Source organism: Desulfuromonas thiophila (genome assembly GCF_900101955.1).
Classification (GTDB): Bacteria; Desulfobacterota; Desulfuromonadia; order Desulfuromonadales; family Desulfuromonadaceae; genus Pseudodesulfuromonas; species Pseudodesulfuromonas thiophila.
Genome location: NZ_FNAQ01000006.1, coordinates 57094 through 75300, shown reverse-complemented (window position 1 = coordinate 75300; position 18207 = coordinate 57094). Strand labels below are relative to the sequence as shown.

Sequence of the window (18207 nt, the reverse complement as noted above, 5' to 3'; positions counted from 1 at the left end):
GCGACGACGGTGACTGCCAACGCGGCTGAAACGCTCTCGCCTGTCATCGATGACCTGACCTTGCCGCTGCCGGCCCGCTCATTGCCTGCCGGAGGCGCGCTACCAACAGGTGAGCTCCAGACCAGCCAATCCCGTTCACCCTCAACCAGACCTGGGCTTTTGTCCGAGCAACAACGACAACAACCAGAGATTCTGCAAAGCGTTATCGCCAGATCTTCGGCGAATAACAGCGAATCGCTTTCCAGCAGCAAAACCAGCCGGCCCCGCATCGACGACCCGCGCTTTGCCAGCCTGCTGGCACCCCAGCAGACACCAAGCCTGCGCCAGCAGACCGGGGAGAACCCGTCCCTTATGGCGGTGCCAGCACCAGCCCCATCGCCGATCGGCCCCACGGAAAGCCCTGCAGAGGGCAAATTGACAGCGACCACGTCGACTCCGTCGACCGACCAGGCGTTTGACAACAGTCTGCTGACGATGTCACAGGGCAACAGCGACATAACGGGAACAGAGTTCTCACACCCGGCGGATCGGCAGAATCCTTCAGCTGTCGCTTCAAGCCTGCAAACGGGACCGACCGCAACGCCGACATCAGCGGGAGACAGCCTGCTCCTGCGAGATGGCAGTCAGTTGCCCGCCAGTCGCGTGATCACTCAGACCATTGAACATCTGAGTGTGCATGCCCGTGGCGACAGCAGCGTGGTCACGGTAAAACTCCACCCGGAAGAGTTGGGCGAGTTACAGTTGCGCCTGGTGATGGAAGGCGACCAGCTCAGAGTGCAATTACACACTCAGCACCAGCAGGTGCAGGATGTCCTCGAACGCAACTTTCCCCGCCTGCGCGACGCTTTGCAGGATCAGGGTTTGACCATCGAGGATTTTCAGGTCAGTCTCGACAACGGCCAGAACCCCCAGCGTGATTTCGGCGCGTCGTCGGATCGCCAATGGCAGGGCCAAGGTTTTCAGCAAGTCACCAGCGACGAACCGGAAAACGTCCCCACCGTCATCGCCGCGCAGGCACTCAGCGGCCGCAACGCCAGCGGCAGCCTGAGCCTGCGGGTGTAAAACCAGCGAGGGAGAACCGTCATGTCATCCGTCACCAGCGCCAACTCTTCGAATTCCGCCCTGACTTCTGCCCTGACATCGGGCAAATCAGCCCTGGGCAAGGACGACTTCCTGTTGCTGATGGTCGAACAGCTCAAAAATCAGGATCCGATGAATCCGGCCGACGCCACCGAGTTCACCGCCCAGTTGGCCCAGTTCAGCTCACTGGAACAACTGTTCAATATCAACGACAGCCTTGATAATCTCAGCGGCTCAACAGCTGAGATGCAACGCCTGTCAGCTTTATCGATGATCGGCAGCGACATCGTCACACAAGCCTCGAATTTCAGCTACAGCGATGAGCCCTTGCAATTGGGATACAAGCTTGAATCCGCAGCCGATCAGGGGGTGCTGTATGTTCGCGACGCATCCGGCATGACCGTAGCCTCCTGGCCATTGACCGACCTGACCGCTGGCGAACATTTCATGACTTGGGATGGCCGTGATGATCTGGGCAATCAGCTGCCTGCAGGCGACTACACCCTGGGCATCTCCGCCTTCAGTGGCGAAGAAACCGTCAGTGCCCGTGGTCTGGTTCAGAGTCGGGTGCTGGGAATCGACATGGACAGCAGCGGAGATCTACTGGTCACAGCTTCGGGAACCTTCAAACTGGCCGACGTCAGCCACGTGCGGCAACAGAGCAATTAAGGAACAGGGGCATGGCGGACGATCTGCTGATTCTTCCCCAACCACTGCAGCGACCGACGGCCAAGCCGGCCAGTCAATCCGTTCAGGGCCAAGCGGGGGCACCGGGACCATCCTTTGACAGCCTGCTTAACCAGCAGCTGCAAGGCAACGGCCTGCGCTTCTCCAAACATGCCAGTCTGCGGATGCAAAGTCGTGGCATCCAGTTTAACGCCAACGATCTTGGCCGCCTGGATCAGGCGGTACGCCAGGCGGGCGCCAAAGGCTGTCGCGATTCTCTGGTACTGCTCGACAGCACCGCGCTGGTGGTCAGCATCAAAGACCATACCGTCATAACCGTAACCGATAAAGAACAGCTTAAAGGCAATCTGTTCACCAATATTGATAGCGCCATTATCGCTTAACAGGGCCGGTCCTCCTGCAGGGGGCCCACAACGCACGCGGATCGTCTGCCGCGGCAGTGGAGGAAAATCATGGGCATCCAGAGTTCATTGTTCAGCGGCGTCAGCGGCCTCAATGCCAACGGCAACGCCATGACCGTCGTAGGCAACAACATCGCTAACAGCAACACCATCGGCTTTAAATCAAGCCGAACCGTCTTTGCCGACATGCTGTCAGCTTCGGTTTCCGGTTCATCGGGTACTTCACAAATCGGTCGCGGCGTCAGCATGTCAACTGTAGACAATATCTTCAGCCAGGGAACATTCGAAAACACCGAATCTAATACTGATCTGGCGATCGAGGGCGCCGGTTTTTTCATGGTTCGCGATCCCTTAAGCGGGACGGTGAACTATACCCGAGCTGGCGCGTTCAGTTTTGACGAAAGCGGGATGCTCGTCAATCCCGAAGGCTACGCCGTGCAGGGCTACTTTCTCGATCCGGAAACCGGAATGCCTAAAGGTGATGTCACAGACATGCAGGTGGAAACCCGGACCTTTTCTCCGGCCAATCCCACAACGAATGTTGTTCTGGCAACCAACCTGAACGCCAATGCCCCCTATCTTGGCACCGAAGGTGATGGCGAATCCCCATTTGACATTACAAACCCTGCGGAAACCAGCAACTACGCCTCGTCGGTCAGAATTTTCGACTCCCTGGGCGTCGAGCATCTGGTGACAACCTATTTCAACAAACTAGACCCCGCTGGCAACCCAACGGATTACATGCAATGGGAAGCACATGTTGTTGTCACGGCTGCTGATGTCCAACCTCCCGAAGAAATAGCTCTTCGTGACGCAGCCTTGGCAACAGCAGAAACCACGTTGCAAACCGCTGAAACAACCCTGGCAGCGGCTGAAACAGCCCTTCAGACCGCCCAAGCCGATCTTGACGCCATAGACCCTGTCGCTGACCCCGCAGGGTACGCGGCGGCAGAAGCCATCCGGGATGCCGCGCTGGTCGCCCGTGATGCCGCACTGGTCGCCCGGGACGCTGCCATGGAAGACCGCGACACCCAAAAAGCCGCTGCCGCCGACTGGGTTGAGGTCAGTCGCAGCATGTTGACCTTTGACACCAACGGCCGCTTGATCAACGTCACCGACATGAGCAACGGAACCGGGGGTTGGTCTGCCTATGACACACTGGATCGGACAAACAATTTCATTCTTGATCCTGTTTCAGGAACCGCCACAGGCAACCTGTATCAGGTTTCCGACGCCGGAGAGGCTCTACCAAACACCACAGACACTGAAGTTGTCAATACAACACCAAAAATTGGTACGGTTTTGGATGCCGCCAACGACGATTATGGCTTAACCTGGATCAATGAGTCAGACAATGAACAACAGATTTTCTTTACCTTTAATGCCACACAGTACTCCAGCGAATCCGACGTAGTATCCCAGTCACAGGACGGTTATGCTACGGGTACGCTGGTCAGCCTGAGCATTGATAACGACGGGAACATTCTGGGCAACTACTCCAACGGTGAACCACGCAAGCTTGGTCGCATAGCTTTGGCCAAGTTTTCCAATCCGCTCGGACTGATCAAGGCAGGGTATAATATGTACGCAGCAACAGATCAGTCAGGGACTCCGATTATCGGCACCGTCGGTTCAGGCGTTGGTCGCATCTACACCAACTCACTGGAGATGTCCAATGTCGATCTGGCACAGGAATTCGTCAAGATGATCACCACTCAGCGCGGCTTTCAGGCCAATTCGAAAATCATCACAACCACGGATGAAATGCTGGGTGAACTGATCAACCTCAAGCGCTGATCGCATAGTCCAGCGACACATAGGCCTTTGCAGGGCGGCATCCGTAACAGCAGGCGGATAGCCGCCCTGCTGCCATTTTAACCTCTTTGACGGCGGCGCATTTCGTAGTAGACTGCCGGCCAGGCATTAACCGGCAATGACGTTTTGCCATCGTGTTGCCATCAGCAGGGTCGTTTATGGACATTTCCACCATCGTTGGCGTTGTCGCCGCTTTCGGATTGATGCTTGCCGCTATCATGAGCGGCGGTTCCCTTCTGCTGTTTGTCGATCCACCTTCCATTATGATTGTCGGGGGGGGGACTATCGGTTCCATCCTGGTTCATTACCCTTTCAAGGAATTCTTTCGCGCATTAACGGTGGCCAAAAAAACCCTGTTTGTCAAAGAGCAGAGCCCTGTCGCACTGATCTCTCAGTTGATTGAATTCGCCACCAAGGCCCGCAAGGAAGGCATTCTTTCCTTGCAGTCGGTCATGTCGCAGGTTGATGACCCGTTCTTTCTTAAAGGGCTGCAGATGGCCGTTGATGGCCAGGAACCGGACACCCTCAAGGACATGCTGCAGCGTGAAATCGACTACATCCAGGAACGCCATGAAAGCGGTGCTGAAATCTTCACCTCCATGGCCGCCTACGCGCCGGCCATGGGCATGATCGGCACCCTGATCGGACTAGTACAGATGCTGCAGACGATGGATGACCCCTCGTCCATCGGTCCGGCCATGGCCGTAGCCCTGCTCACTACCTTTTATGGCGCGGTGGCAGCCAACGTTCTGTTCACGCCCATGTCAGGCAAACTCAAGCTACGTTCCGCCTCTGAAGTGCTGTGCAAAACCCTCATCGCCGAAGGCATGGGATCGATTTTGGCCGGCGAAAACCCCCGCGTGATGGAGCAGCGTTTGCATGCCTTTGTTGCACCCCAGTTACGCGAAAGTAATTTCAGCAAAAAATAGCAGGCCTTCGCGAAAAACACCCGCGTAGACAGCCAAGCAAAAAAGCCAGACAAGGCGCGCCATTACCAAATACTGAAGAGCACTTAGCCCCTCTCAAACAGCACAACAACACGAGCAAAGCAGAGCAATGTGGTGGGCGTTGGCAGCACCATCACGTCTGGCACGACACAACCCCGTCAGCGGACAGGAAAAGGCCGTGGCCCGAAAGCAGAAAAAAAAATCCGGCGGCGCGCCGGAGTGGATGGTCACCTACAGTGACATGGTCACCCTGTTGCTAACCTTCTTTGTTTTGCTGCTGTCCATGGCCAATATGGATCAGATTAAGTTCAATCAGGCCGTGGGCTCCCTCAAGGGGGCCTTTGGCGTCTTCGGTGGCCAGGACCGCAAGGAAATTTCCCAACCTTCCATCGTCGAGATCGCCCCCATCCACGATGACCTGGTCCAACGGCTGTACACCCGCATCGTCACCCAGATGAATCGCCTGCGACTCGATCCTTCCGTGAAGGTGGTCAAGGATCGCGGTGCCGTGGTTCTGCGTATCGACGAAGCCATTCTATTTGAAGCCGGCAGTGCCGAACTCAAACCGCAAGCCCTGCCGGTATTGACCCGGGTTGCCGGCCTGATCCAGCCACTACCATTGCGAGCACGGATTGAGGGTCACACGGATGATATTCCCTTCAGCACGCCGGACATGAGCAACTGGGATCTATCGGTCAACCGCGCTCTGGCGGTGCTAAGGTTCTTCCAACAGCAGGATCTGCTGCCTTTAAGCCGCCTGTCCGCCGTCGGCTATGGCGCAGAGCAGCCCCTGGCCCCCAATGACACGCCGGAAAACCGAGCCAAAAACCGCCGGGTCGAATTTGTTCTGGAAAGTCTCGGTGACTATCGTGAACAGTTACCCTACCTGATCGATGCCAGCGAACAGGCGCCCTTTTAACGCACAGGCGCCCACTTTGCTCTTGAAGATTTCACGGAAAGGCTGCCTGACTTATGGCCGAGGAAGAAAAAACCGAAAAAAAAAGCAAAAACAAACTGTTGCTCATCCTGGTGCCCCTGGCGTTACTGCTGCTGGTAGCCGTCGGTGTGGCAGCCTACCTGCTGGGCGCGCGCACTGCCGGGCAGGCGCCCGCCGTTACTGAACAGACCGAGGAGGAAAAAACCGGCACCGCCATCGGTCCGATGGTCGACGTCAACGATTTCATCATCAACATCCTGGACAAAAACGAAACCCGCTATCTCAAAGCGGCGCTGACACTGGAGGTGGAAAACGCCGAAACCCTGCAGGAGGTGACCGAACGGATGCCGCAGGTGCGTGATGCCATTCTTTTGCTGATCGGCAACAAAACCTTTGCCGAACTCAGTGATTTGCAAGGCAAGTTGCAACTGCGGGCCGAAATCATCGTACGCCTTAACCGCATGCTCACCAAGGGCAAGGTCAAAGGCATCTATTTTACTGAATTTGTTGTGCAGTAACGGAGCAGCGCGGTGGAGCGGATTCTTTCCAAGGAGGAAATTGCCGAATTGCTGTCCGCCGTGCGCGATGGCAGTCTGGCCAGCGAACTCGAGGAGCCACAGACGCCGGAAAAAAGCCCGCGCCGCGTCAACAGCTTCAGCCTGGTGCAGAGCAAGGGGCAAGGCGGTTTTCGCCTGCCCAATTTCGACATTCTGCTCGACTCCTTTGCCCGCAACATCTCCTTCTCCATCTCCAACCGGGTGCAACGGGCCGTCAGCGTCCTGCGCGAAAGCATCCGGATGACCGACTTCGAAAACCTGCTGCTCGAATGTCAGAAACACGAGGTGCTGGCCATCCTCGGGCTTGATCCTCTTAAACGCAACGGTTTGCTGATTTTCGATGCCCCGCTGGCTTTTTCTCAAGTTGAGATCATGCTCGGTGGCACAACCGAGCTGCTCAAGGGCAAGATACCGGAGCGGCCTTTGACTGCTATCGAGCTCAACATCCTCCGGCAGGTATTTCACGAAAGCTGTTTCGAGCTCAACAAGGCTTTTTCCTCTGTCGAGGAGTTGGCTTCGAACTTGGTGCGGGTGGAAACCAACCCGCGACTGGTCAACATCGTGCCGGCGGATACCGACATGATGGTCGCAACCTTCAACGTCAAGATCGACAAGGTAGGTGGCAAGATGCATCTGGTGATGCCCTACGCCTCCCTTGATCCCCTGCGCGAGAAGCTCAAGAGCGAACTGGGAGTGACTGGCAGCGGCGGCCAATGGATCGGCTATCTGTCGACGGAGCTGCAGCAGATTCCGGTGACGGTCATGGCTCAGCTGGCACAGATTTCGCTTAGCGTTCGCGATATTCTCGACCTGCGGGTGGGGGACATTCTGCCCCTTGATGTCGCATTGGACAGCCCGGTACGGCTGTTGGTTGAGGGCAAGGCCAAATTTTCTGCCCTGGCCGGCCTGCGTGATGGGAAAAAGGCCGTCCGCGTGCTGGAGCAGCTGGATAAAAGGAGGTAAGGCATGGAGGAACAGGACCAAGACCCGACAGCATCCAAGACGATGATCAGCGGCGAAAAAACCCGGGCGGATCTGAAAAATCTGGAATTGCTGCTCGACATTCCGCTGGATGTCTCCATTGAGGTCGGTCGTTCAAAAATGCTGGTGCGCGATCTGCTGCAGATGAACGAAGGCTACGTCATTGAGCTGGGCAAGCAGGCCAGCGAACCCCTCGACGTCTACGTCAATTCCCGTCTGATCGCCCGTGGCGAGGTTGTGCTGGTGGAAGACAAACTGGGGCTGCGGCTGACCGATGTGGTCAGTCCGGCGGAGCGCATTGAAAAACTGGCCTGAACAGAGCATACGAACACTGGTGCTGCTCTTTGTCACGACCTGGCCGCAACAGGCTCTGGCCAATGCCAGCAGTGAAGCCAGCTTCACCGCCCAGCTGTTCAGAACCCTGGCCGCCCTGCTGCTGGTATTGGCCGCCATCTTGTTGGTGGCGGCCGTGCTGCGCCGACTGCGGCCCGGCTTTGCTCCAACGACAGGCCGCCAGCTGCAACTGATTGAAAGTCAGCCCCTCGGCCACGGCAAAACCCTCTACCTGCTGCAGCGCCAGCAGGAGCAGCTGTTGATCGCTGTCTGTGGTGATCAGATTCAGTTGCTGGCACGCTGGCCAGCCATGCCAGCGACCACCGACCCGAAAGAGCCCTCATGTTCCGCCTGATCCTGATTCTGCTCCTGACAGCACTGCTGGGTGGTGTCATGCCGGCCTTCGCCATTGAGATTCCGACCATCTCCCTCGGCCTGACCAACGCCACCAACCCAACAGAGGTGGCCACCGCTGTCCAGGTACTGCTGGTGCTGACGGTTCTGTCCGTGGCACCGGCCATTCTGCTGATGACCACCTCCTTTGTGCGCATTGTGCTGGTGCTGTCGTTCATCCGTCAGGCCCTGGCGACCCAGCAGATGCCGCCCAACCAGGTCATCATCGGCCTATCGCTGTTTCTCACCTTCTTCGTCATGAGTCCGGTTTTCAGCACCATGCACCAACAAGGCATCAAACCCTACCTCGCTGGCGAGCTGGCCATTGAAACGGCCCTTGAGCGCACGTTGGTGCCACTGCGAGAATTCATGTTCAGTCAGACCCGCGAGAAGGATCTGGCCCTGCTCATCGACATCGCCGGCGATGAGCAACCGGCCAGCGCCGAGGAGGTCGCCACCACGACACTGATCCCGGCGTTCATGCTGTCGGAACTCAACCGCGCCTTTCAAATCGGCTTCATGATCTATGTACCCTTTCTGGTCATCGACATGGTGGTGGCCTCGGTACTGATGTCCATGGGCATGATGATGCTGCCTCCACCGATGATTTCCCTGCCGTTCAAGCTGTTGCTGTTTGTGTTGGTGGATGGCTGGGGGCTGGTGGTCGGCTCACTGGTTAAAAGTTTTGCCTGAGACTGCTGACACAGAGGGAGAACGGCCATGACGCCAGACTTCGTTGTCGACCTGGGTCGCGACGCGGTGCGTATCGTACTGCTGATTTCAGCGCCGATGTTGTTGTCAGGGTTACTGATCGGCCTGCTGGTGAGCATCTTTCAGGCCGCCACCCAGATCAACGAACAGACCATGACCTTCATCCCCAAGATCGTCGTGGTGCTGGTTTCGCTCATTATTGCCGCGCCCTGGATCATCCGCATCATGCTGTCGTTTACCCGTGCCGTGTTTGACAACATCCTGCTGGTCGGAGGCTAGGCGCATGACCCTGGCCAGCCTGTCCATCGACAGCCTGCAGCCGTTGCTGATCTGCTTCACCCGCATCATCGCCCTGCTGGCCAGCATGCCGGTCCTCGGTGGCCAGGTGCCACGGCAGGTTCTGCTTGGTCTGGCAGTTCTGCTCACCGGCCTGATCTTTCCGGCGGTACAGACCCACCTGCCACAGAACGCTTTTGCACCGCTGTTTCTGGCACTGCTGGTGGCCAACGAGACCCTGCTTGGCATCATGCTCGGCTTTGCCGCCCGCCTGATCTTCACCGCGGTTGAGTTCGGCGGCACGGTCGTCGGCTACCAGATGGGTTTTGCCGCCGCCAACGTCTACGATCCCCAAAACCAGCGGCAGGTGGCGCTGGTGTCACAGTTTCAGAATGTCTTTGCCATCCTGGTTTTTCTTGCCCTCGACGGCCACCACATCTTCATCCGCGCCCTGGTTGATTCCTACGATCTGCTCCCGCCAGGACTGTTCGATTTTTCCGGCGGCGCTGTACCCTACCTGATGGAATTGACCAGCCACATGTTCGTTCTGGCCATCCGCTTCAGCGCACCGGTTTTGGCGGTGATGCTGCTGTCGAGTCTGGTACTGGGCATCCTGGCGCGAGTTTTTCCGCAACTCAATGTGTTCCTGCTGTCCTTTCCCATCAATATCGCCCTGGCCTTCATCGTTCTGGGACTAACGATGAACAGCGTCGTCTACCTGCTGCAGCGCGAGTTCTCCGCCCTCGATGGTCAGTTCCACCAGCTCTATCAGTTGCTCGGGAAATAACCGATGGCCGAGGAGCAGGGGCAGGAACGCTCCGAACAAGCCACCGCGAAGCGGCGCGAAGACTTCCGCAAGAAAGGCCAGGTAGCCCAGAGCCGCGAGGTCAACACCGCCCTTTTGCTGTCAGCCTCCATTCTGCTGTGGTTTATTTATGCCGAAGGCTTCTGGCATCAGCTGGCCTGGCTGGTGTGTCACTTTTTCGAGCTGGCCGGCACCTTTGACCTGACCAACGAAAACACCGTAGAGATGCTGCTGTTCATCGCCCTGCGCTGTGGCCTCCTGCTGTTTCCGCTGCTGCTGATGGTGCTGGTGGTAGGTTTTTTTGCCAGCTTCATCCAGATTGGCTGGCTGTTGACCGGCAAGCCGCTGCTGCCCGATTTTTCCAAGCTCGACCCGATCAAGGGTGCCGCCCGCTTTGTTTCCAAACGCTCGCTGGTGGAACTGCTCAAATCGCTGATCAAGGTCGTGCTGGTTGGCGCCGTCGCCTATCAGACCGTGTTCAACGCCTTCGATGGCGCCCTGCGGCTGGTGGACATGGAGGTTCTGGCCACGTTGCAGTACGTCGGCCAGGTTTCACTAAGCGTTCTGCTGAAAAGCTGCGGCGTCATGCTGCTGCTGGCACTGGTCGACTTTCTCTTCGTCCGCTGGGAAATGGAAGAGAAGATGAAAATGACCAAGCAGGAGCAGAAGGAAGAGTTCAAGGAAAGCGAAGGCGATCCCCACATCAAGGCCAAGGTACGTTCCTTGCAGCAGCAGATGGCGCGCCGCCGCATGATGGCTGAGGTTCCCAAGGCCGACGTGGTCATCACCAACCCGACCCACCTGTCGATCGCCCTGCGCTATGAAGAAAAAAAGATGGATGCGCCCATGGTGGTGGCCAAGGGCGCCGATGAACTGGCCCTGCGTATTCGTGAAATCGCCCGCGAGCATCGGGTACCGCTGGTGGAAAATGTCGCCGTGGCACGGGCTCTCTATCAGGTAGAGGTCGGCCATGTGGTGCCGGAACAGATGTTCCAGGCGGTGGCCGAAATCCTCGCCTATGTCTACAGTCTCAAACGCCGCCCCGCTGGGCCACGTTAAATACCTATGCTGGAATTTATAACCGAAAACAAGTGGTTCCGCCTGTTGGTGCGCAGCGACATCGTCGCGGCACTGGGCCTGGTGATGATCCTGATGCTGATGATCATCCCGCTGCCGCCGGTGCTGCTGGATATCTGTCTGGCCCTCAACATCACCATCGCCCTGCTGATCCTGATCATCAGCCTCTATACGGCGCGGTCGGTGGAATTCGCCGTCTTTCCCGCAGTGCTGCTGGCCACCACCCTGTTCCGCCTGTCCCTCAATGTCGCCAGTACCCGCCTGATCCTGCTCAACGGCGAACAGGGCCCCAGCGCCGCCGGTGCCGTCATCATGTCCTTCGGCCAGTTTGTCGTTGGTGGCAACTATGTGGTCGGCATTGTTATTTTCGTCATTCTGGTGATCATCAACTTTATGGTCATCACCAAGGGCGCCGGCCGCGTCGCCGAGGTGGCCGCCCGCTTCACCCTCGACGCCATGCCCGGCAAGCAGATGGCCATCGACGCCGACCTCAACGCCGGCCTGATCAACGAACAGCAGGCCAAGGAACGTCGCGCCGCCATCACCCAGGAAGCGGACTTCTATGGTGCCATGGACGGTGCCAGCAAGTTCGTGCGCGGCGATGCCATCGCCGGCATCATCATTACCCTGATCAATATCGGCGCCGGCTTTGTCATTGGTGTGGCTCAGAAGGGCATGCCTGCCATGGAAGCAGCGCAGAACTACACCATCCTCACCGTCGGTGACGGCCTGGTCGGTCAGATTCCGGCCCTGATCATCTCCACCGCCGCCGGCATTCTGGTCACCCGTACCGCCGGCACCGGCGACTTCGGCAGCGAACTCAAAAGCCAGTTCAGTGTCCATCCCCAGGCCCTCTGGGTCGTTTCCGCCATTCTACTGGCCTTCGCCCTGATTCCCGGTCTGCCCTTCGGTCCGTTCATGGTGCTCTCAGCGACCCTGGCGCTGATTGCCTATCGCCTGCAGCAGACCGAAAAAATCCCGGCAGAACTGGAAAAGGCCGCCACCGAAGCAGAACGCAGGGGTGCCGCTCCAGGCCCCAGCGAGGAGGACAATTATGACGAAATGCTGCATGTCGACCTGCTGGAGCTTGAGGTTGGCTACGGCCTGATTCCGCTGGTCGATGCCGGCCAGGACGGCGAGCTGCTCAGCCGCATCCGCTCCATCCGCAAGCAGTTCGCGCTTGATGCCGGCTTTATCGTACCGCCGGTTCACATCAAGGACAACCTGCAGCTTAAACCCAACGAATACAGCTTTCTGCTTAAGGGTGTACGCATCGGCGGCGCCGAGATGCTGCCCGGCCACTATATGGCCATGAACCCAGGCATGGCGACCGAGACCATCAAGGGCATCACCACCAAGGAACCGGCCTTCGGCCTGCCGGCAGTGTGGATTTCCGAAGACAAAAAGGAACGGGCCCAGATCGCCGGCTATACCGTGGTTGATTGCACCACGGTTATGGCGACCCATATCAGTGAACTGATCAAGCGCCATGCCCACGAGCTGCTTGGCCGGCAAGAGGCACAAAACTTGCTAGACAACCTGAAGAAAAACTACCCCAAACTGGTCGAGGATCTGGTACCCGACCCCCTGAGTCTGGGGCTAATCATGCGGATTCTGCAGAATCTGCTGCGTGAAGGCGTCTCCATCCGCGACCTGCGCACCATCTTAGAAACCATGGCCGACTATGCCGCCGTGCGCGATCCCGACCTGCTCACCGAGCATGTGCGCAGTGCCTTGGCACGCCAGATCAGTTCACAGTACGCCCTGGACAATCTGCTGTCGGTCCTTACCCTCGACCGCCGGCTAGAGGAAAACATTCGCCAGGCACTGCAGCCGACCGAACATGGCGGCAGCTATCTGGCCCTCGACCCGCGCCAGGCCCAGGCCCTGCTGGACGCCCTGGCAGGACAGCTGCAACAGTTTGCCGGCGGCCTGACACCGGTGTTACTCTGTCCGCCAACGATCCGTCCGCATGTCAAAAAACTGACCGAGCGCTACCTGCCCAGCCTGGTGGTGCTGTCGCACAACGAAATCGCGCCCCAGCTCAAGGTGCGCTCCGTCGGAACGGTAAAAGTCGATGCAAGTTAGGGTATTTGAATCCGAAGACATGAACTCGGCCCTGCGCATGATCAAGGAGGCCCTCGGCCCCGACGCGCTGATTCTGTCTTCGCGCACAGTACGCAAAGGCGGTCTGGGCCTGTTCGGCAAACCGGTCCTTGAAGTAACCGCTGCCATAGACGAAGCCGCCGCCAGTGCCGCACGCAAACCGGTCGCGTCAACCAACAGCACACCAGCGCCGGCACCGCTTTCCGCCACTGCACAGAAACCGCGCCGTACTCTGGCCACCGTCGATGACAATGATCTGGATTACAGCCAGATCTGGCGGCGGGCGCCGGTTATCGACGGCCGTTTACCCATCGAAACCCCACCCGACCCGACCCGGCCGACAGACAGCCTCCCCGCCGTTGCCGGCACCGTCGAACCACTGGCCGCGTTACGGGGCGAACTGGACCAACTCAAGCAGATGGTCGGCCAACTGGTCAGCGATCTGCCACAACAACTGGAGCAACTGGCGCGGCCACCGCGGCCCCAGTTTCTGCCACCGCAGCCAGCAGCACCCGGCAGCCGCGCCACCACCGCCGGCAGCCGGCGCAAAAACAGCAGTGAGCACCTCATTGAGCAGATTCAGGAACGATTGGCGGATTGTGGTGTGGAAGAACAAACCGCCGCCACCATCGCCCACTACGCCGTCAGTCAGCTGTCAGCCCGGCAGCGCCCCACAGGTCGCCAGCTGGATAAGCTGCTGCACAATTGCCTGTGCGAACTGATCCAGACCTGTGGCCCACTGTTCGCGCCGGGCACCGAACCCAGGCGTCTGGCGCTGATCGGCCCAACCGGCGTCGGCAAAACCACCACCATCGCCAAACTGGCGGCCGCCTACCTGCTGGCCGGCGGCAAGCGGGTTGCCCTGGTAACCATCGACACCTACCGGATCGCTGCGGTCGAGCAACTCAAGGTCTACGGTGAAATCATGAACGTGCCAGTCGAGGTGGTCATGCGTCCCGAGCAGCTGGCCACGGTACTGCAGCGCCACGCCAACAAGGAGCTGATCCTGATCGACACCGCCGGCCGCAGCCCCAAGGACGACGTCAGTCTGCAGGAATTGCAGGAATTCCTCGCGGTAGATTCGCAACTGCAGGCCCATCTGGTGCTGTCAGCCACCACGCGGGAACGCGATCTGTACGAAACCTTCAACCGCTTCAGCGGCCTGGCGCCACGCAGCCTGCTGCTGACCAAGCTTGATGAATGCGACAGCTTGGGCGTACTGCTCAACCTGCAGCTGCGCACCAACTGCCCGCTGTCCTATCTGGGCAATGGTCAGCGCGTGCCGGAGGATCTGTCTCTGGCCAGCGCCACCGCCGTCAGTGAGCTGATTCTGGGCCGTCATGAGGAACATGCCGATGAATGAACGACACATCGCGCCTGCCGATCAGGCCGGCACCCTGCGCTCACTGAGTGATCGGCTGACCGAAACGCCGCGCATGAGCGCCGGCAGCAACAAGGCCGCCCGGGTTCTGTCCGTCACCAGCGGCAAAGGGGGCGTCGGCAAGACCGCCGTGGTCTCTAACGTTGCCGTTGCCCTGGGCCGCATGGGCAAAAAGGTACTGATCATTGATGCCGATCTGGGCCTGGCCAACATCGACGTCGTCTTCGGTCTGGCACCCCAGTACAATCTGAACCATTTCTTCTCTGGCCAGAACAGTCTGACGGAAATCCTGGTCGATGGGCCGGCGGGCATCAAGATCCTGCCGGCGGGCAGCGGGGTACAGAAATTCACCCGGCTGGATGCGGCCCAGAAAATTCACCTGCTCGACGACCTGGAGATGCTGCCGGGTGATTATGACGTGGTACTGATCGACACCGAGGCCGGCATTTCCGAGAATGTGACCTATTTCAACCAGGCGGCGCAGGACATTCTGGTGGTAACCACGCCGGAGCCCACCGCCATTACCGATGCCTACGCCCTGATGAAACTGCTGTCGTCGCAGTATCACGAAAAACGTTTCAACCTGATCGTCAACTCGGTGCGCCATATGGATGAAGCCCTCGATGTCTACCGCAAGCTGACGATGGTGTCGAACCGCTACCTGGATATTTCGATCGATTTCATGGGCGGCATCCCCTTTGATCGCAAGATGTACGAATCGGTGCGCCAGCAAAAGGTGATGGTCGAACTCTACCCCGGCAGCCGGGTGAGTCTGGCCTTCGAGAAGCTGGCCGCCAAACTGGTCAGCGCCGCCCACCAGAGCGAGCCCAAGGGTTCCCTGCAGTTTTTCTGGAAGCGGCTGTTGTCCCTGGGTGGCAGTGGCTCATGAATCGGCCTTACGGCTACCCACCCGCGGTGGATGAGAGAGACGCTCTGATTCAGACCAACATGCCGCTGGTGCAACTGGTGGTCGAGCGCCTGCGCGCTCAGGTGCCCGGCTTTGTCTCACGTGATGACATGGTCAGTGCCGCCATGGTTGGCCTGCTTGATGCCGCCTCGCGCTTCGACCCGACGCGCGGCATCCTGTTCAAGACCTTCGCCGAACGGCGCATTCGGGGCGCCATCTTCGATGAAATTCGCAAAATGGACTGGTTTTCGCGCTCCCTGCGCGAAAAACACAGCCGCATCGGCCGCGCCATCTGCAGCCTGGAACAACGCCTGGCACGACCACCGGAGGACGCCGAGGTGGCGGCCGAGCTGGACATGAGTCTGGCCGAATACCATGACCTGCTGACACAGGTCTGCCACCTGGGCTGTGTCAGCCTGCATGAAACCCTCGACGAGCAGGACGAAGGCCGCGCCTTTCTCGATCTGCTGACCGATGACAGTCCCAGTGTCGAGCAACGGCTGGAGGAAAGCCAGCTGGCCGATGAACTGGCCAGCCTGCTCAAGACCCTGACCGAAAAGGAACGCCTGGTGATCTCGCTGTATTACTACGAGGAACTCAGCCAAAAGGAAATCGCCGAGGTGCTGCAACTGACCGAAGGGCGCATCTCGCAGCTGCACAGCCAGGCCCTGATCAAGCTCAAGAGCAAACTGACCAGATCGGGGCCACGATGACTGCCGACAGCCTGGCCAGCCTGCTTCACAACGGTCAGTTCAGCCTGTTGTTGCTGGCGCTCTGCGCCCTGCTGCTGGCGCTGATCCTGCAACGGCAGCGGCGCCAGCTGAACCGCCAGCGCCAGCGGCTTAAAGAGCTGGACAAGCAGCTCACCAATGCCCTGCAACGCATTACCCGTCTGGAGGATCTGCAGGACAGCACCCCACCACCCCGCGCGGATTTCGAACGCCACCTGCAGCAGGCCGATCTGAAAAGCCGCCTGCAGCAACCCCAACCGGCCGGCAATCCGCCGGACAAATACCGCCATGTCATCGCCCTCGCCGCCCAGGGTCTTGATGCCGAAGCCATCGCCGAGGTGCTGCAGATCGCTCCGGCCGAGGCCTCCCAGCTGCTGACCCTGGCCCGCCTGCGCCAGCGCGACTGACACCACAGACTAAAGAATCGGGCCGTTACCGCCGACAAGCTTGGTACGGCCACCAACGGCCCGGTTGACCTCTGTTGCCCCAGGAGACTGTGCTGTCATGAGTTCTGGAATCTATGCTGCCCTCAGCGGCGCTGTCGCCCGCACCCAATTGCTGGAGAATATCTCCAACAACCTCAGCAATCTGCACACCGCCGGCTTCAAGCGTGACCGTCTCAGCTTCGCGGCAATGCTCGACGACGCCAGCCAAACCCGCCGCACGGCAGGTGTCAACCTCAACGCCGTGGCTGAAAGCCGTACCGATTTTCGCCATGGCACCCTGGCCAAAACCAACAACGATTTCGATGTCGCCATCAATGGCGACGGCTTTTTCCGCCTGCGCAGCGCAGATGGCAGCCTCTACTACAGCCGGCAGGGCACCTTTGCCCGTGCTCTGGACGGCCGGCTCATCAACCGCGCCGGTGACGAGGTTCTGTCGGTGGACAACAACCCAATTGTGCTGCCTGATGGCGCCTTCCGCATCGACGAGGATGGCCGCGTGCTGGCGGCGGAAGGCCAGATTGGCCAGATTGGCCTGTTTAACCCCGACTCCGCTCAGTTGTCCAAGGTCGGCGAAAGCCGTTTCGCCTTTTCAGGCGATGAGGCCGCCGTCGGCCCGGCTGCCGGCAGCCAGGTGCAGCAGGGCTATCTGGAACAGTCCAATGTCAACAGCATGGAAGAAATGGCCCAACTGATCAGCAACATGCGTAATTTTGAAGCCTACCAAAAGGCCATGAAGAACTATCACGAACTGAGCATCAAGGTTCACGAAATCGCCGCGTTCTGATTTGCTGCTTTTTTCCGGGCCCTCGCGCTTCGGATTCCCTTTTTTAAGGAGACACCCCATGATTCGCGCCCTCTGGTCTGCCGCCACCGGCATGGAAACCCAGCAAATGAACATTGACGTCATCGCCAACAACCTGGCCAACGTCAACACGGCCGGCTTCAAGAAAAGCCGGGCCGACTTTCAGGATCTGCTCTATCAGGTCAGCAAAAGTCCCGGCAGCGCCACCTCGGCCGACACCATCATGCCCACCGGCATCCAGGTCGGCCTCGGCGCCCGCACCGCCGCCGTGCAAAAGGTCTTCAGCGTCGGCGATCTGATGCAGACCGAAAATGAACTTGACGTGGCCATCGAGGGCCGTGGTTTCTTTCAGGTGGAGATGCCCGACGGCGCCACCGCCTACACCCGTAGCGGCGCCCTGAAAAAGGATGGCGACGGTCGGTTGACCACCTCCGAAGGCTATCTGCTCGACCCGCAGATTGTGATCCCGGAGAACGCCACCAGCATCTCCATCGGCCAGGACGGCACCGTCGATGTCTACCTTGATGGTGATTACGAGGCCGTCCAGGTCGGCCTGCTGGAACTGGCCACCTTCAGCAATGAATCGGGCCTGCGCAGTCTGGGCCGCAATCTGTTTGCCGAAACGCCCTCGTCCGGCACGGCCATTGTCGGCGTACCGGGCGAAAACGGCCTGGGCACCCTGGCCCAGGGCTACCTGGAAGGCTCCAACGTCAGCGTCATGGAAGAGATGGTCAACATGATTGCCGGCCAGCGTGCCTACGAGGTCAATTCCAAGGCCATTAAAACCGCCGACGAAATGCTGCAAATGACCAACAACCTGATCTGACGGATATT

General features: G+C 58.9%; 21 protein-coding genes. All 21 read left to right on the top strand.

The features are described 5' to 3' along the window. Window positions 1-1062: flagellar hook-length control protein FliK (locus BLR80_RS07315; RefSeq protein ID WP_171906358.1), on the top strand; the 1062-nt coding region annotated here is incomplete at its 5' end. 21 nt (window positions 1063-1083) lie between these two features. Next, on the top strand, window positions 1084-1749 hold the full coding sequence (locus tag BLR80_RS07310; RefSeq protein ID WP_092078004.1) for a flagellar hook assembly protein FlgD: 666 nt from the start codon (window positions 1084-1086) through the stop codon (window positions 1747-1749). An 11-nt stretch (window positions 1750-1760) separates the two neighbouring features. Further along, complete coding sequence (locus BLR80_RS07305; RefSeq protein ID WP_092078002.1) at window positions 1761-2150, top strand: TIGR02530 family flagellar biosynthesis protein; 390 nt, start codon at window positions 1761-1763, stop codon at window positions 2148-2150. Between the two features lie 69 nt (window positions 2151-2219). Further along, entirely contained in the window at window positions 2220-3965 is a 1746-nt protein-coding gene (locus tag BLR80_RS07300) for a flagellar hook protein FlgE (protein WP_092077999.1), read from the top strand. Window positions 3966-4141: 176 nt separating this feature from the next. Next, on the top strand, window positions 4142-4912 hold the full coding sequence (locus BLR80_RS07295) for a motility protein A (RefSeq protein WP_092077996.1): 771 nt from the start codon (window positions 4142-4144) through the stop codon (window positions 4910-4912). Window positions 4913-5108: 196 nt separating this feature from the next. After that, entirely contained in the window at window positions 5109-5849 is a 741-nt protein-coding gene (locus tag BLR80_RS07290) for a flagellar motor protein MotB (RefSeq protein ID WP_092077994.1), read from the top strand. 53 nt (window positions 5850-5902) lie between these two features. Further along, entirely contained in the window at window positions 5903-6385 is a 483-nt protein-coding gene (locus BLR80_RS07285; RefSeq protein WP_245691398.1) for a flagellar basal body-associated FliL family protein, read from the top strand. A gap of 12 nt (window positions 6386-6397) precedes the next feature. Next, window positions 6398-7387 (top strand): flagellar motor switch protein FliM, encoded by a 990-nt coding sequence (gene fliM, locus BLR80_RS07280; protein WP_092077991.1) that lies wholly within the window; start codon window positions 6398-6400, stop codon window positions 7385-7387. Window positions 7388-7429: 42 nt separating this feature from the next. Next, on the top strand, window positions 7430-7720 hold the full coding sequence (fliN, locus tag BLR80_RS07275) for a flagellar motor switch protein FliN (RefSeq protein WP_092078085.1): 291 nt from the start codon (window positions 7430-7432) through the stop codon (window positions 7718-7720). Continuing rightward, entirely contained in the window at window positions 7704-8093 is a 390-nt protein-coding gene (locus BLR80_RS07270) for a flagellar biosynthetic protein FliO (protein WP_171906357.1), read from the top strand. The genes fliN and BLR80_RS07270 overlap by 17 nt, the downstream gene beginning before the upstream one ends. Beyond that, window positions 8081-8824, top strand: a complete 744-nt coding sequence (gene fliP, locus BLR80_RS07265; RefSeq protein WP_092077985.1) for a flagellar type III secretion system pore protein FliP — start codon at window positions 8081-8083, stop codon at window positions 8822-8824. The genes BLR80_RS07270 and fliP overlap by 13 nt, the downstream gene beginning before the upstream one ends. 27 nt (window positions 8825-8851) lie before the next feature. After that, the gene (fliQ, locus tag BLR80_RS07260; protein ID WP_092077982.1) at window positions 8852-9121 is read left to right on the top strand and encodes a flagellar biosynthesis protein FliQ; all 270 of its coding nucleotides are present in this window, start codon (window positions 8852-8854) and stop codon (window positions 9119-9121) included. 4 nt (window positions 9122-9125) lie between these two features. After that, window positions 9126-9905 (top strand): flagellar biosynthetic protein FliR, encoded by a 780-nt coding sequence (fliR, locus tag BLR80_RS07255; RefSeq protein WP_092077979.1) that lies wholly within the window; start codon window positions 9126-9128, stop codon window positions 9903-9905. A gap of 3 nt (window positions 9906-9908) precedes the next feature. Next, window positions 9909-10982, top strand: coding sequence for a flagellar biosynthesis protein FlhB (gene flhB / locus BLR80_RS07250; protein ID WP_092077976.1), 1074 nt, complete (start codon window positions 9909-9911; stop codon window positions 10980-10982). A 6-nt stretch (window positions 10983-10988) separates the two neighbouring features. Further along, window positions 10989-13088: a flagellar biosynthesis protein FlhA gene (flhA, locus tag BLR80_RS07245; protein WP_092077974.1), complete on the top strand. Its 2100-nt coding sequence runs from the start codon at window positions 10989-10991 to the stop codon at window positions 13086-13088. 19 nt (window positions 13089-13107) lie between these two features. After that, window positions 13108-14469 carry a flagellar biosynthesis GTPase FlhF gene (gene flhF, locus BLR80_RS07240; RefSeq protein ID WP_171906356.1) on the top strand — a complete coding sequence of 454 codons (1362 nt, stop codon included), beginning with the start codon at window positions 13108-13110 and terminating at the stop codon, window positions 14467-14469. Beyond that, window positions 14462-15376, top strand: coding sequence for a MinD/ParA family protein (locus tag BLR80_RS07235; RefSeq protein ID WP_092077969.1), 915 nt, complete (start codon window positions 14462-14464; stop codon window positions 15374-15376). The genes flhF and BLR80_RS07235 overlap by 8 nt, the downstream gene beginning before the upstream one ends. Next, window positions 15373-16107 (top strand): FliA/WhiG family RNA polymerase sigma factor, encoded by a 735-nt coding sequence (locus tag BLR80_RS07230; RefSeq protein ID WP_092077966.1) that lies wholly within the window; start codon window positions 15373-15375, stop codon window positions 16105-16107. The genes BLR80_RS07235 and BLR80_RS07230 overlap by 4 nt, the downstream gene beginning before the upstream one ends. Next, entirely contained in the window at window positions 16104-16532 is a 429-nt protein-coding gene (locus BLR80_RS07225) for a sigma-70 family RNA polymerase sigma factor (RefSeq protein WP_092077962.1), read from the top strand. Before BLR80_RS07230 ends, BLR80_RS07225 begins: the two co-directional genes overlap by 4 nt. A 97-nt stretch (window positions 16533-16629) precedes the next feature. Next, complete coding sequence (gene flgF, locus BLR80_RS07220) at window positions 16630-17355, top strand: flagellar basal-body rod protein FlgF (RefSeq protein WP_092077960.1); 726 nt, start codon at window positions 16630-16632, stop codon at window positions 17353-17355. A 58-nt stretch (window positions 17356-17413) separates the two neighbouring features. Continuing rightward, a complete protein-coding gene (flgG, locus tag BLR80_RS07215; protein ID WP_092077957.1) occupies window positions 17414-18199 on the top strand; it encodes a flagellar basal-body rod protein FlgG in 786 nt (261 codons plus the stop codon). Window positions 18200-18207: the final 8 nt, after the last annotated feature.

Bases quoted from the DNA above. Each gene is read 5' to 3' on its own strand.
- fliP (WP_092077985.1), top strand. From the start codon at position 8,081: ATGTTCCGCCTGATCCTGATTCTGCTCCTGACAGCACTGCTGGGTGGT.
- BLR80_RS07285 (WP_245691398.1), top strand. From the start codon at position 5,903: ATGGCCGAGGAAGAAAAAACCGAAAAAAAAAGCAAAAACAAACTGTTG.
- flgG (WP_092077957.1), top strand. From the start codon at position 17,414: ATGATTCGCGCCCTCTGGTCTGCCGCCACCGGCATGGAAACCCAGCAA.
- flhB (WP_092077976.1), top strand. From the start codon at position 9,909: ATGGCCGAGGAGCAGGGGCAGGAACGCTCCGAACAAGCCACCGCGAAG.
- BLR80_RS07300 (WP_092077999.1), top strand. From the start codon at position 2,220: ATGGGCATCCAGAGTTCATTGTTCAGCGGCGTCAGCGGCCTCAATGCC.
- flhA (WP_092077974.1), top strand. From the start codon at position 10,989: ATGCTGGAATTTATAACCGAAAACAAGTGGTTCCGCCTGTTGGTGCGC.
- fliR (WP_092077979.1), top strand. From the start codon at position 9,126: ATGACCCTGGCCAGCCTGTCCATCGACAGCCTGCAGCCGTTGCTGATC.
- fliN (WP_092078085.1), top strand. From the start codon at position 7,430: ATGATCAGCGGCGAAAAAACCCGGGCGGATCTGAAAAATCTGGAATTG.
- BLR80_RS07305 (WP_092078002.1), top strand. From the start codon at position 1,761: ATGGCGGACGATCTGCTGATTCTTCCCCAACCACTGCAGCGACCGACG.
- flgF (WP_092077960.1), top strand. From the start codon at position 16,630: ATGAGTTCTGGAATCTATGCTGCCCTCAGCGGCGCTGTCGCCCGCACC.
- BLR80_RS07310 (WP_092078004.1), top strand. From the start codon at position 1,084: ATGTCATCCGTCACCAGCGCCAACTCTTCGAATTCCGCCCTGACTTCT.
- BLR80_RS07295 (WP_092077996.1), top strand. From the start codon at position 4,142: ATGGACATTTCCACCATCGTTGGCGTTGTCGCCGCTTTCGGATTGATG.
- BLR80_RS07225 (WP_092077962.1), top strand. From the start codon at position 16,104: ATGACTGCCGACAGCCTGGCCAGCCTGCTTCACAACGGTCAGTTCAGC.
- flhF (WP_171906356.1), top strand. From the start codon at position 13,108: ATGAACTCGGCCCTGCGCATGATCAAGGAGGCCCTCGGCCCCGACGCG.
- BLR80_RS07230 (WP_092077966.1), top strand. From the start codon at position 15,373: ATGAATCGGCCTTACGGCTACCCACCCGCGGTGGATGAGAGAGACGCT.
- BLR80_RS07235 (WP_092077969.1), top strand. From the start codon at position 14,462: ATGAATGAACGACACATCGCGCCTGCCGATCAGGCCGGCACCCTGCGC.
- fliQ (WP_092077982.1), top strand. From the start codon at position 8,852: ATGACGCCAGACTTCGTTGTCGACCTGGGTCGCGACGCGGTGCGTATC.